This window comes from Candidatus Thiodiazotropha sp. LNASS1, assembly GCF_964212655.1.
Taxonomy (GTDB): domain Bacteria; phylum Pseudomonadota; class Gammaproteobacteria; order Chromatiales; family Chromatiaceae; genus Thiodiazotropha.
The window spans coordinates 477,001-490,748 of sequence record NZ_OZ156465.1 but is presented as its reverse complement, the minus strand read 5'-3'; the positions used below and the strand labels follow the sequence as shown (position 1 = coordinate 490,748).

General features: G+C 50.2%; 14 protein-coding genes. 5 read left to right on the top strand and 9 right to left on the bottom strand.

Annotation, left to right across the window (positions count from 1 at the left end; genetic code table 11):
• Positions 1 to 31: 31 nt before the first annotated feature.
• The 6 genes from nikR to AB8516_RS02035 form a co-directional block, all read right to left on the bottom strand.
• Entirely contained in the window at positions 32 to 454 is a 423-nt protein-coding gene (gene nikR / locus AB8516_RS02060; protein WP_108289577.1) for a nickel-responsive transcriptional regulator NikR, read from the bottom strand.
• Positions 455 to 462: 8 nt separating this feature from the next.
• The gene (locus tag AB8516_RS02055; RefSeq protein ID WP_369157587.1) at positions 463 to 1,239 is read right to left on the bottom strand and encodes an energy-coupling factor ABC transporter ATP-binding protein; all 777 of its coding nucleotides are present in this window, start codon (positions 1,237 to 1,239) and stop codon (positions 463 to 465) included.
• Complete coding sequence (locus tag AB8516_RS02050; RefSeq protein ID WP_369157585.1) at positions 1,232 to 1,783, bottom strand: hypothetical protein; 552 nt, start codon at positions 1,781 to 1,783, stop codon at positions 1,232 to 1,234. The genes AB8516_RS02055 and AB8516_RS02050 overlap by 8 nt, the downstream gene beginning before the upstream one ends.
• Complete coding sequence (locus AB8516_RS02045) at positions 1,780 to 2,421, bottom strand: energy-coupling factor ABC transporter permease (protein ID WP_108289580.1); 642 nt, start codon at positions 2,419 to 2,421, stop codon at positions 1,780 to 1,782. Before AB8516_RS02045 ends, AB8516_RS02050 begins: the two co-directional genes overlap by 4 nt.
• Positions 2,422 to 2,449: 28 nt before the next feature.
• On the bottom strand, positions 2,450 to 2,893 hold the full coding sequence (locus AB8516_RS02040) for a hypothetical protein (protein ID WP_369157582.1): 444 nt from the start codon (positions 2,891 to 2,893) through the stop codon (positions 2,450 to 2,452).
• Positions 2,894 to 2,969: 76 nt separating this feature from the next.
• Positions 2,970 to 3,674, bottom strand: a complete 705-nt coding sequence (locus AB8516_RS02035) for a DNA alkylation repair protein (protein WP_369157580.1) — start codon at positions 3,672 to 3,674, stop codon at positions 2,970 to 2,972.
• 182 nt (positions 3,675 to 3,856) lie between these two features.
• Between AB8516_RS02035 and AB8516_RS02030 the strand changes: the two genes are divergently transcribed.
• Complete coding sequence (locus AB8516_RS02030) at positions 3,857 to 4,072, top strand: YgaP-like transmembrane domain (protein ID WP_369157578.1); 216 nt, start codon at positions 3,857 to 3,859, stop codon at positions 4,070 to 4,072.
• 25 nt (positions 4,073 to 4,097) lie between these two features.
• Here the strand turns inward: AB8516_RS02030 and AB8516_RS02025 are convergent, their stop codons facing one another.
• Complete coding sequence (locus tag AB8516_RS02025; RefSeq protein ID WP_369157576.1) at positions 4,098 to 4,547, bottom strand: YaiI/YqxD family protein; 450 nt, start codon at positions 4,545 to 4,547, stop codon at positions 4,098 to 4,100.
• Positions 4,548 to 4,668: 121 nt separating this feature from the next.
• Between AB8516_RS02025 and AB8516_RS02020 the strand changes: the two genes are divergently transcribed.
• Together AB8516_RS02020 and AB8516_RS02015 are read left to right on the top strand one after the other, a co-directional pair.
• Positions 4,669 to 6,384 carry a DEAD/DEAH box helicase gene (locus AB8516_RS02020; protein ID WP_369157574.1) on the top strand — a complete coding sequence of 572 codons (1,716 nt, stop codon included), beginning with the start codon at positions 4,669 to 4,671 and terminating at the stop codon, positions 6,382 to 6,384.
• A gap of 359 nt (positions 6,385 to 6,743) precedes the next feature.
• A complete protein-coding gene (locus AB8516_RS02015; protein ID WP_369157572.1) occupies positions 6,744 to 8,162 on the top strand; it encodes a DEAD/DEAH box helicase in 1,419 nt (472 codons plus the stop codon).
• Here the strand turns inward: AB8516_RS02015 and AB8516_RS02010 are convergent.
• Positions 8,148 to 11,366 carry an EAL domain-containing protein gene (locus AB8516_RS02010; protein WP_369157570.1) on the bottom strand — a complete coding sequence of 1,073 codons (3,219 nt, stop codon included), beginning with the start codon at positions 11,364 to 11,366 and terminating at the stop codon, positions 8,148 to 8,150. The two genes, AB8516_RS02015 and AB8516_RS02010, sit on opposite strands and share 15 nt — an antisense overlap.
• Before the next feature lie 506 nt (positions 11,367 to 11,872).
• Here AB8516_RS02010 and AB8516_RS02005 point away from each other — a divergent pair.
• Positions 11,873 to 12,082, top strand: coding sequence for a cold-shock protein (locus AB8516_RS02005; protein WP_069128290.1), 210 nt, complete (start codon positions 11,873 to 11,875; stop codon positions 12,080 to 12,082).
• A 121-nt stretch (positions 12,083 to 12,203) separates the two neighbouring features.
• Entirely contained in the window at positions 12,204 to 12,470 is a 267-nt protein-coding gene (locus tag AB8516_RS02000; protein ID WP_369157567.1) for an RNA recognition motif domain-containing protein, read from the top strand.
• Positions 12,471 to 12,541: 71 nt separating this feature from the next.
• Here the strand turns inward: AB8516_RS02000 and AB8516_RS01995 are convergent, their stop codons facing one another.
• Complete coding sequence (locus AB8516_RS01995) at positions 12,542 to 13,696, bottom strand: cytochrome-c peroxidase (RefSeq protein ID WP_369157565.1); 1,155 nt, start codon at positions 13,694 to 13,696, stop codon at positions 12,542 to 12,544.
• Positions 13,697 to 13,748: the final 52 nt, after the last annotated feature.

Here is a 13,748-nt window from a genome sequence, read left to right as displayed (position 1 = left end):
TAAAGCGATTGGCCCTGGCACCCTGATTGATTCACATCGCCGGTATCGAGGCTCGGGTCAATTTGGAGAATCTGACGCCTCGCATACCGCCTATCTTGGTGACCAACTGTTCTATTTCATCGGGTTTTCCCCGCACGATAATGGTTTCCAGACAGTGATGGTGATCAAGATGCACATGGGTTGTGCAGAGAACATTGATATAGCTGTGATGTTGGATATGGTTGATCTTCTCGGTCAAGCCACGTTGATGATGGTCGTAGCTGATGGTCAATACACCGAACACATCTTCATGCTCGCCGGCCCAGCGCTCCTCCACCAGTTTTTCTCTTATCATATCCCGCACCAGCTCTGAACGGGATGCATAACCCTGATCGGTGTAGCGTTTATCCAGTTCATTCAGTAAACCTTCCGGTAGTGAAACAGTGACGCGGGCAAGTTCGTTGGAATCTGTCATGGCTTCATCTACTCCCAATCGTGTACATGTGGGTGGGAATGGCTGATTGCACCGTGCCGATGCTGATGACGATGCACCAGGTTGGCTTGCTGCAATAATTCCATATCCGCCAAAGCCTGTTTGACCGGGCCGTCAAAACAGAGCGTGCCCCGCTCATCCATGATAAGGCAGCGCTCGCCCAATTCAGCAGCCATACTTAAATTGTGGGTCGTGATAATCACTGTCGCCTCAGTGGCAAGCAGATAATCGACCACCCAGCCACTGCTTCGAGGATCGAGATTGGCAATGGGTTCATCAAGCAGTAGGCACGCCGGTTCCAGCACCAGCAGCGCGGCCAATGCCACTTTCTTTTTCTCACCGCCGGACAAGCTATAGGGGGCCTTTTCCAGTAACGGTTGAAGCCCCAAACGCCCGGCCCATTCCTGAATCAGCTTGTCACTGTCGGGAATGCCCAATTGGCGGGGGCCATAGCCTATCTCATCGGCAACCGTGGGATTGAACAACATCGCCTCCGGATGTTGGAACAGCAATACCATTTCCCGCCGGAATCGATTGGCCCATGGACCGCTGCGTACAAGCTGCCTGGTGACCGGATCCCCCCTGTAGCGATAGTCTCCAGAGGTTGCAAACAGAAGACCGTTCAGTAGCTTGAGCAGGGTTGTCTTACCACATCCGTTGGCACCCAACACCACCAACTTCTCTCCCGTCTCCACCCGCAGGGACAGATCCTTGAATACAGCAGGACCCTCAGGCCAGCTGAATCCGATACGATCCAGTTCAATCATTGAATACGCCTCTTGAACGCATCGCCTGGCTGATCTCTGTTGCGGCATGATGGGATTGCTCCACTATCGCTTCCGTCTGCACCACTGCGAGCCGGGACCGTTCACGCCAGTTCGGTCTTTTCAGGCAGCGGCTCTCAAACGCCGCGCGATAATCGTTGATGATGCGGCTCATCAGACGAATCTGACCTGCAGCCAAGGTGGTTAAAAACGTTAGTGTGGGCGAGAACCTCAATGCGTTGGCGAAATTAATCCTGGCGCTCAGCCAAAATCCCAGCATCACCAGCAACAACACACGAGCGTTGATCAATATCAGGTACTCGATGTGGAACTCATCCCTCAGCAGGGCGATTACCAGATATCCAAGGGAGACAGCTGTGTTGAACAGCAACACGGAGAGGAGCGCCTTTCGTAGCAGACGCCAACGTAGCGAACCCGAAAACAGAATCACCACAACCAGGCCGATCAATAGATACAACGGTTGATGTATCAATGTCACCCCAACCACGGTAAGCAGATAGAGCACTATCCAACGCAAATCCCTCATACCAACCACCCCCTTGTCTTGGCATAACGCCAGACAGCCAGGGTAAGCAGCGCCTCCACCCCGCCAATTATCAGATGAGGCAGAAGGATCGCGGGCACCGCCACCTCGGGGCCGAATGGAAAAAACAGGGGGGTACCGTCATCCCGATGGGCGATGGACGGCTGAATCCCCAATACCAACGCTATCAGCAAAGCGGGTATCACCACCGCCAGAAATGTCCCTGCCGCTAGAAATGGCAGCGGATTTCGCTCACCTCGCAAACCCATGCATAGGGTCATCACTGCAGCACCGACAAGTCCGACCGCGAATGCATTCACCGGCAAGGCTGTAATCCCCCCCGCGCCGAACAGCAGCGCCTGTAGCAAGAGCACCAGGCTGTATGCCAAAAAAGCCAGCCTTACACCAAACAGCATCGCCAGCATGGCGATTCCCACCAGATGTCCCGTGCTTCCCCCAGGCAGAGGCAACATGACCATTCCAATGACATAGGCCAATGCGGTGATCACCGCCAAACGGGGTATGGTCTCTTCATTGAGCCGCTGTTTAAGACCCCGCGCCGCCCATAACCAGGCTCCGCCTGTCACCACATAGGCCGGCAGATAGAACTGTGGTGCAATGAAACCGTCGGGTATATGCATATTCAGCAGATGCAATGTGTTGAATGCATCACCGTCTCTTACGCTTCGTAAACAACATCATCACTCCAAATCCACTCAACAGGATACCAATACCCAAAATCAGTTTGGTGAAGTCGGAATAGGTATGGCCAGTATGGGAGTGTGATGCCACACCTGGAGCCAATTCGAAGACGGTATCGATACCGTGCCCGTCCTCGCTGAAGACCCTTAACCGCCACCCCCGGACATCCCCGGGAATGAACACAACCCTACCCGATGCATCGCTCTTTCCGGATTGATAGGGTGCGTTCCCACCGTCTGCAGTGAGTTCGTATTCAACATCGGCCAGGGGAGTGTCGTCGGTATGGTGAAGCCAGATAACAGCCGCCTCCTGCCGTTCTATCTTCAAACCCACCCCATGGGAGAGGCAGGAAGGCGCATAACCCAGCAGGACAAGCAGCAAGAAAGAGCGGAATTGAGTCGTGACGGCCATCGTATGAAGAATATAATAAATTTCACACACATTATGGCATATCGACTGATTTAATGCAGTTTATACGGCATAACAATCAAACCTGGCCATTCAGATAGGCTTTGCGCTGTTTTTGCGGAAACTTCTCGATCGCGTAGCGAAGCATGGTACGGGGCATACTCTGGTAGTGCTCGTGAAGAAATCTCTGCTCAACGGATAGATCACGATTTCCCACCTCCCGCAACATCCAGCCAACCGCCTTGTGTATCAAGTCATGAGTATCATCCAACAGTTGACGCGATATCCTTAAGGTATCCTCATACTGTTGTTTTTTAATGAAATGCAGGGTTGAGATAATGGCGATACGGCGCTCCCAAAGGCTTTCCGACCTGGCCAGGTTGTGCAATATGCGCCTGTCTCTATTTTCGAGGTGTACACCAACGATATGGTAGGCACTGCTGTCTACCAGATCCCAATTATTGATATATCGCGTATTGTTCAAGTAGTGTTGAAAGATTGTTTCCCTCTCTTCATCAGTACCGCTTTGATATTTCAATACCATGATTAACAGCGCACAGAGACGCTCTTCATGATATCCGGAGCGCAACAATTGAAGGAGTTGCTTGATGGGTATGTTGCGGTGCTGTCGGGCATGTTGCCGGAGTACGGGTACTCGGATACCCAGAAAGCGATCCCCCTCACCATATTCACCCTTACCGGTTTTGAAGAAGCGTTGAGAGTGTTCCGCTATTACAGGATCCGCTGAGCTGCGTAACGATTCACGCAAGTGTTTGGCGTTCATGGCTCACCCATGCATTGGTTCATTGGCAATCAGCGACATTGTAAGGAACATATCAAGCGTATGATTCATGATCGAACGGCCGATTTTATGAAAACAATTGTTAATCAGCTATAGGGTACAATCAATACACATAGAGGTTATGGTAGGCTTTTTTATAATCATTATTATCGGGAGCAACACATATGGATTTACTGAAAAAAAATGTCGGTATAATCGACCGTGTCGTCCGCATCATTATTGGTATCTTGCTGATCGGAAATATCTTCTATGGATTGCAAAGCCCAGTCGGCTGGATTGGGCTTATTCTGCTGCTGACCGGTCTATTCGCCACCTGCCCGCTCTATTCCGCACTCAGCCTCGATACACGTTCCACCAGCGAAAAGGTCGGTTTGAAATAGTCTTGGAGGCCACCAGACCGCCTGCTCAACAAGTCAGCAAGCGGTCAAGCTGATTGGCAAATGCCTGCCTGTCAGCCTGGCTGAGTGCTGCCGGTCCACCTGTTTGAATGCCACTGCCACGCAATGTATCCATGAAGTCACGCATATTCAGACGCTGGCGGATATTCTCCTCGGTATAGAGATCCCCGCGCGGACTTAATGCCAGACACCCTTTCGGTATCACTTCGGCCGCCAAGGGGATATCTGCCGTTACCACCAGATGGCCGGGCTGCGCCCGTTGTACAATGTAGTTATCGGCAATATCGAAACCGGCCCCCACCTGGACCGTGCGGATATAGCGGGAACCCGGCACCTGCAATGGCTGATTGGCAACCAGAATCAACGCTATCCTTACCCGCTCAGCAGCACGGTAAAGAATCTCCTTGATCACCTTCGGGCAGGCATCGGCATCGACCCAAATCTGTTCAATCTTCATTTTTTACGCCATTTAACCCGGTTAATTTAAATAAGCTATTGTAATCACTAGGTGAAACATTATACTGCTCCGCCCGGCCTTGCCTATGGCCATATCGCTTCGCCCCACCAGGAATCCCCCAATGTCAGACACCGACGCCCTCCACTCCAGTTTCCGTGATTTAAAGCTGCCCAAGCCTTTATTGAAGGCACTTGACGAGGTCGGCTACGAAACACCGTCGCCAATTCAGGCTCAGACCATCCCCTATATGCTGGAAGGCCGGGATCTGTTGGGACACGCACCGACGGGAACCGGCAAGACAGCTGCTTTCGCCCTGCCCCTGCTATCCAGACTCGACACCAAACAACACATCGTCCAGGTATTGGTCCTTACACCTACCCGGGAGTTGGCGATTCAGGTAGCCGAGGCCTTTCAACGTTATGCGGCCCATATCAAGGGATTTCATGTACTGCCGGTGTACGGCGGCCAGGACTATTCTGGTCAAATCAGGCAGTTGAAAAGAGGGGTGCACGTGGTTGTCGGCACTCCGGGACGGGTGATGGATCACATGCGCAGAGGGACGCTTAAACTGGACTCATTGCAAGCTCTGGTGCTGGATGAAGCGGATGAGATGTTGCGCATGGGCTTTATCGATGACGTGGAGTGGATTCTGCAACAGATCCCGGAAGTGCATCAGACAGCCCTTTTCTCGGCAACCATGCCGAAAGAGATCCAACACATTGCCCGTCACCACCTCAACAATCCCTGCGAGATCGCGATCAAGACGCGAACCGCGACTGCAGATACCATTCGACAACGCTATTGGCAGGTCAGCGGCCTGCACAAACTCGATGCGCTAACACGCATCCTGGAGGTGGAGACCTTCGACGCCATCATCATATTTGTACGCACCAAGACCGCCACCAGTGAACTGGCTGAGCGCCTGGAAGCCAGGGGTTATGCCGCCGCAGCATTGAATGGAGACATGGTGCAGAAGCAGCGGGAACAGATGGTCGAGCGCCTGAAGCGTGGCTCTCTCGATATCCTGGTCGCTACAGACGTGGCCGCTCGCGGCCTCGATGTTGAGCGGATCAGCCATGTCATAAATTACGACATTCCCCATGACACCGAGGCCTATATCCATCGCATCGGGCGAACCGGGCGCGCCGGACGTATCGGTGACGCCATTCTTTTTGTTGCCCCGCGCGAACGTCGCATGCTCAAAGCCATAGAGAGGGCAACCAGACAAAAAATCGCATCCCTCGAGCTGCCGACCACCGAAATGGTGAACAACAAGCGTATCGCCAATTTTAAACAGCGCATCAGCGATACCATTGCAGCAGGAGAACTGGAATTCATGCAAAGCCTGCTGGAGCAGTTTCAGCAGGAGCACGATGTACCTGCACTGGAGATTGCCGCCGCACTGGCCAAGCTGTCGATGGGTGATCAGTCTTTATTGCTGAAACCGGAAAGGGAGAGGCCAGCCCGGCGAGATACAGAGTCGAAGTCACAACGTGGGAAAAATGAGAAACGTCAGCGCAAACCACAGACCCGTCCCGCAAATGGGATGGAGCGATTTCGCATCGATGTAGGGCATCAACACCAGGTCAAACCCAGCAATATCGTTGGCGCAATCGCAAATGAAGCGGGGCTTGATGCTCAGTATATCGGGCATATCGATATCCATGATGATTTCAGCCTCGTCGATCTGCCGGTCGGGATACCGAAAGATATTTATCAGGATCTGAAAAGGGCTTGGGTCTGTGGCCAACGCTTGAACATCAGCAGATTGGAGCAGCCGAAAATGGGTAAAAAAGGCCTCCGCAAGGCGAAAAAACGAAACAAATCTGATCGGTGACGATTTTTCTGGTATAGTGCACCGCTTCGGGGGCGTTTGACCGGTTAGCGCCCACTAGGATAATCCGCTCGTCGAAATACCTTGAGCCGTTCGCCTCTCCCTCATCAGGGACAGCGCTTCCCGCTTATTGACAGCTATCTTTTCCAGCCCGGACCGGCTCCCGCCAGCATTGCTGTCGCAGGGAGGGCAAGACTGGAGTAACAAATAGATTCAGATTCACAACCCGACACAGGACTTCCGGTGCGGGGCCATAGGGTTGAGCAAGCAACTCCCCTTTTGGAAATCCAACAAATTAATCAAGTAACCGCTTCATGCTCCCTGTTGAAATGGAGCTACAGCAGGTTACGGAGTACTATCCCATGTCATTTGAAAATCTCGGCCTGTCGGCCGAACTTCTGCGCGCCATTCACGATCAGGGTTACACCCAACCCACACCGATTCAGCGCAAGGCAATCCCCGTCATTCTCACAGGCAGGGATGTCATGGCCGGCGCCCAGACCGGTACAGGCAAGACTGCAGGCTTCACCTTACCCCTGCTGCAGCGGCTGGCAAAAAAACCTTCACATAACGGTCAACGACCTGTTCGGGCCTTGGTATTGACGCCAACCCGGGAACTGGCAGCCCAGGTTGGCGACAGCGTCCAGACCTATGGCCGCCACACATCCTTACGTTCTGCGGTTATCTTCGGCGGCGTCAAGATCAACCCTCAGATCGATGAACTGCGCCGTGGTGTTGATATCCTGATCGCCACGCCGGGCAGGCTATTGGACCATGCCGGTCAGCAGACAGTGGATCTTTCCCAAATTGAAATATTGGTGCTGGATGAAGCCGATCGCATGTTGGACATGGGGTTCATCCATGACATCCGCAAAGTATTGGCATTGCTGCCCGACAACAACAAACGTCAGAATCTCCTCTTTTCCGCCACATTTTCCAGTGATATCAAAAAACTCGCTGACCGCTTGCTGGATCATCCCGAATTGATAGAGGTCGCGCGTAGAAACACCACCGCCGAAAGGATCAAACAGGTGGTCCATCCGGTGGATAAACGGCGCAAGCGAGAGATGTTGAGCCATATGATCGGATCGCAAAACTGGCGACAAGTGTTGGTATTCACACGCACCAAACATGGCGCTAACCGTCTGGCACAACAACTGGAGAAGGACGGTCTTAGCGCATCGGCGATTCACGGCAATAAAAGTCAGGGTGCGCGCACCCGGGCACTGGCCGGTTTCAAAAACGGTGAGATACGTGTGCTGGTAGCCACCGATATCGCCGCACGTGGCTTGGATATCGACCAGCTGCCTCATGTTGTAAACTACGAGTTACCCAATGTCCCCGAGGACTATGTCCACCGTATCGGGCGTACCGGGAGGGCCGGAAATGAAGGGGAAGCCATATCTCTCGTATGCCTGGATGAACACAAGCTGTTAAAGGATATTGAGCGACTTTTGAAACAAAAGATTCCGGAAATAGTTGTTGAAGGCTACGAACCGGATCCCAACATCAAAGCCGAGCCCATTCAGAAGCGAGGAAATGGTAATGATCGTATACAAAACAGAAAACCGAACGGCAACAAAAACCGTGTAAATACAACCAAGAAGCGATCTGTCAATAAAACCCGACAATCAGATACCCGAATTGACGCAGAAAAACAGTCCCCGACAAAAGCCACACACAAACACAAGCGCAGCAAGCAGAATGAAAGCCAATCATCGACACATCGACATTCACGGGTAAAACGAAGCAAGGAGGTAGCCGCATTACTGGGTGGTTGATATGCCAGGGTCGGTTAGATACGTTTTTTCAAATTGCTCCAGGGGTATGGGTCTACTGAAATAATAGCCCTGAAAAACAGTACATCCATACTCTAAAAGCATGTTGCGTATCTCCTGTGTTTCAACGCCTTCCGCAACAACCTCCAGATGTAACTGTTTGGCCAGATTGAGAATAGTCTCCACCAATGCGGCATCATTCGGATCGGTGAGTATATCCCGGACGAAGGAGCGGTCAATCTTAATCTCACTGATCGGCAGGCTTTTCAAATAAGCCAATGATGAATAGCCGGTTCCGAAATCGTCAATGGAGAATCTGACACCGAAATCCTTTAATTCCTTCATTTTTTCGACGGTCTCGTCGATGTTGCCGATAAGCATACTTTCCGTCAGTTCAAGTGTCAGGTTGTCCGGGTCATTGCCGCTATCCTTCACGGCCGTTCTGATCGCATCGACAAAATTCTTTTTTCGAAACTGCATGGCGCTGACATTAATCGATATGCGTGGAACCCTGTGTTCAGGGTACTGCCGCATCCATTTCAGCTGTGCCAAAAGTGATTCACGCAATACAAATTCACTGATCGGTTCTATCAGGCCACTCTCTTCAGCCAATGGAATGAATTCGTCCGGTAACACTAAAGTATTGTCACGCATGCACCAACGCACCAGACTTTCGGCGCCAACCATTTGTCCGTCTAGGTCAATCTGCGGTTGGAAGTGGACCAGAAATTCCCTCTTATCGACTGCCTGATGCAACTGCTCCAATAACCTTAATCGAGCTTCAACTTTCTGTTGCATTTCAGGTGAGAAAAACTTGATCGTATTGCGGCCGGCCTCTTTTGCCTGATACATGGCTGTATCCGCTTTTCTCAGTACATCGTCAGCCGACTCATTGTCTGTGGGGAAGATTGTGATACCAATACTGGCACTGGTTCTTATATCATGCTTTTCTATATCATAGGGAATGGCAATCGCCTGCAATAGTTTACCGGCGATAACCTGTGCGTTGTTGATGGCAGTCTCTAAATCCTCATTGGTTTCAGATAACAGGACAACAAATTCGTCACCCCCCAAACGTGCCACGGTATCTTCGCTTCGCACCGATTCCTGCATACGAACAGCCAGCTGCTGCAGCAAGCTATCGCCGACCGTATGTCCGAGCGTATCGTTAATATGTTTGAAGTGGTCCAGATCGATAAAGATCACAATGCCCAGTTTATTATGCCGCAAACAGCGTGAAACGGTTTGAGATAAACGATCCACAAGTGTTCGTCGATTGGGCAGACTGGTGAGAATATCATTGGTAGCCTGAAATTTTATCAACTCCTCATCAGCGTGTTGTTTGGTTACATCCTCAGCCATCAGCATGTAGCCATTCAAAATCTTGGATTCATCCCAGATAGGCGAGATTCTGGCATCAATATATTGTTTACTGCCATCAATTATACGTTGCAAAGAGAAACGAAACTCACCCTCTTCCCTGGCTGATTGCAACGCTTTGAACATCTGCTGATCGGCCACACTGCCCACTCCGCCGTGAAAGAAGTGAATGTCTTTACCTTCCAGCTCGTCAGGTTTCATACCGAATATCTGAGCGGCAGTTTGATTGAAATAGGTAATATTCAGATCATTGTCAGTCGCAATAAAGCCAATTTTAATCGATGCACTTAATATGCTATTGAGATAAGTGGTTTTTTCGCGCAATCCCCGTTCAGCACGTCGCCACTCGGTTATATCATGCCATACACAAAACAGTGCACTTTTGCCTTCGAAAGGTATTCGTGTCAATGAGACCTCTAAGAGGAGCGGTTTACTGTCTTTTTTTAGATGCTGCCATTCGAATCGATGATACCCATTCAAATAGGCCTGCTCCATCATGTCGTCGGCTTTACTCACAGATAGCTGCCCGTCCGGCTGCTTTTCGGGGGACAAACTGGATGGATGTACCTGTTGTATTTCATCTGCACTGCCATATCCCAACGTCCGAATTGCCGCATCATTGGCCAGAACGAACTTGTCGCTTTGAATCACTAGCATTGGGTCTTCGGAAAGCTCAAACAATAAACGGTATTTCTCTTCGCTTTCTCGAAGCATTCGCCCTTGATGAAGAAGCTGGGTAGACTGTAATCGCAGTTTTCGATTCTTACGCGAGGTTACCAGGCTATAAAAAATCAGTGTTGCAACTAATGCAATTGCAAGAAAGATAAGAATCGACAATATCGCATTACGATTATCCTGATAAAAACTGATGCTGGGGTGGAGGATCTTGGCCTTGCTGTGAATGTAGTCTGGTAAATCCAGCTTTAAGGACTCCAGAACCCTGTGATCAATTACATATTCATTCGGACTGTCGGTAACAGGCAATATTGAACTGATGGGTTGGCCGTCAAGATAATCGCGCATCAGAGCGGCGGCAGTCGATCCTTGTGCATGGCCACTGGTGACATAGCCACCCAGCACACCATCTAAGAGATAAGCATCTTCCATGCTGATAACGACATCCGCGTTGGATGATGTTATACGTGAAATTGTCTGGTGGAGATTGAGTATCTCGCCTTGACTATTCTGTAATGCACCTAAAGTAGTGAGTAGGACTACCGGCCTTTCAATCTGAGTCAAGCGACTCAAAATAATGTCCAGTCGATTATCCGCCAGATAGGTAATCTTCATCCGCGGTCGCGTCGCCATCTCCTGATGTATTTCACGTTCGATGGCCTGGTAGGTATTTGAATCGTCGCCAAGCACCACGATATGGCTTACATCGCCAAATAGAGCATCTAGTAAATCCAGATTGGGCCCAATCTCTTTTTTTTCAAAAACGCCGGTGACTCTGCTTTTGTCAAGCTTGGATTGGATCGAATAATCGTTGACTCCGGAGAAGAATAACGGTGTGTCAGGAAACAGTGCGGAGAGCTCATCTATACCAAAACTCAAACCGTTGTCATCTGTGACATACAGTACATCTGGATTGAAATCATGGTATTTCCGCTTCAGGTAATCGGCAAATCGATCTGCATAATCCTCATCATAGAGAATGCGTTTTGTGTCCAGATATTCTGTTTTTATCGTGGGTTGTAGGGTTAATCCCTGTTTTAGCCTTTCGACAAAACCTTCATGTTGCCCCTTGGTCCAGGGATATTCTTGGCTGTAGGCGTGTACAATCAGTACTCTTACGGTATCTGAGGCAGGGGCCTGTGAGACAGGCATCAACAGTGCCGCAATAATAAATACGAAAATACTTAACTTATTGATATATATAGAAAACACACAGATTCTTGCACGGTCCGCAAAATTATCGATTTAGCCAATCAATCTTCCCACATCTATATTCAATTAACTATTCTTATCGTTCCCGTCTTGGCTCAATCATCGACTTTCTATCAAAGCAGCTTCCTTAGTTACAAGCGAGTAACCCTAAAATAACCTTTTATTACAATATGTTACATATCATCACCACCCATTCGCCACAAATACATCCAGGGACCTTTCAATCGGTGGCAGCTACTCGGCGAATAAATTTTGTTGTTTGCATTTCTTTACCGGGAGAAGTATCGTGGGTGGTCTGCATGATCTTTGACCTGCCTATAACGCCTCAAATTCGCTGTCTCACTACAGATGCAACCGAATCGAGCAACATAGCGCCTGCCAAGATCCGTGGGGATGGTCCGTTTATTGTGGCGGGCATATTTGCAATTCATTGAGGTAATTTACTGATGTCAGAAAGACAGATCGGAACCGTTAAATGGTTCGACAGCGGAAAGGGTTATGGTTTTATCGAACGTGAAAACGGCAAGGATCTTTTCGTCCATTTTCGCGCTATTGCCGGTGAAGGACACCGTTCTCTGGAGGATGGTCAAAAAGTGGAATTTACCGAGGTCGAGGGTAAGAAGGGTCCGCAGGCTGATAACGTAGTTCCCCTGTAACTCTTAATTCTTCCCCGTTGCCACTCACCTTGGCATCCTGTCATATCTGCGAACCAACGGGCGATATCCGTACAGGGATGCACGGATTGGTCTTTCATCACACTTACTCAGGAATAGGTCAATGATTACCCTATCGGTTCGTGGTCTTCCCAGATCGACCACAGAAGAGAGTTTGACAGCACTCTTTACAGAATATGGCGTAGTGCGTTCTCTTAAAATAGCCAAGGACCTCTTCAGCGGTGACTGTAGAGGTTTCGCCACCATCGATATGGAGGGTCACGAAGCCCGGGCCGCAATCGCTGCACTTGATGGTAGCGATCTAGGCGGCAGTACAATTCGCGTGGGCCCGGACAGACCTAAAAAAGGAAAGAACAAAAAACGCCGCTGAGCACATCGGCTTGCGAGTCAATGCTGCATGTAACGCTGATTTGATTGCCGGGATAAAGGTGGCAGCAGACCCTAAAAGTAACCGTCGGTCAGGGTTTTCATAAAATTGACCAGATCAGCACGATCCTGATCGGACAATCCAAGACCGACAAAAGTGCCGGCATTCATTTCAGCCGCGATGTTGTCGTCATTAACTTCCGGCGTGATAAACAGGTTTGCAACCTGAATATCATAGTGCAGCACCGTCTCTTCCAGCGTGGCGTAGACACCATTGTGCATATAGGGTGCCGTCAACTCCACATTGCGCAAGGTGGGAACCTTGAATTTACCCCGTTCTCCTGCCCTGTCTGACTCAGCAATCGCACTGCTGGCTCCGAGGCCGATATCGATAAAAGAGCTGTCAGCCAGATAGGCGGGGTTATTCAGGTTAATCGGTGTTCCGATATTGTAGTAGCGAAAGTTTGTAAACAGGGATGTTTCAGGTGTGTCACCGACTGTATGACAGTTTGCGCATTTAGTCACCTCGGCATCCATGAACAGATCAAACCCACGCTGTTCCGACGCAGTCATGGTGTAGTTGCCCATCAGGTAAGCGTCAAACTTCGAACTGAATCTGTTGACCTCTGAAGAAGCTTCAAATGCTGCGATCGCGGTTGCAATGTTGTGATAGGCCATCGTTGTATCATTAAACGCATCCGCACCGAATACAGCGATGAAGTCCGAAGAGTAGTCAGAGTTTTGTACCTTTGCGACAACCTCGGCCTCGGACGTGTTATTCATTTCGACCGGGTTGAGGAAGGGCCCCTTGGCCTGTTCAACCAGGTCAACGGCACGCCCATCGAGAAACTGCCCACCCTGGTAATTGGAGTTTGTCTCCGGTGTCTGATCCTGATCCGCAACTTCCCCAAAGGATGGAGCGAAAGAGGCGTAGGCAGCGGTGGGCGCATTTCGATCACCAAATTCTCCGCCTACGGATCCCTCAGAAACCGGAGCTGTAACGCTGACACGAGGATCGGCGAAGCCGTTGTCCGGGTCGTGACAAGAGCCACATGCCTGGTTGCTGCCACTGGATAGATTGGTATCAAAAAACAGCTTCTTTCCCAACTCAGCCATGGATATAGTCGATGTATTGGTGTTATCACTGTTCCCGCCACCGCCACCACCGCCGCCACATGAAACGGTTAAGCATCCAATCAATACAGCAATGCCGACTCTATAAAATCCCATGGCTCTTCTACTCCAATAATTGCATAAATACCAAATAGCTTGGCAAAGAATC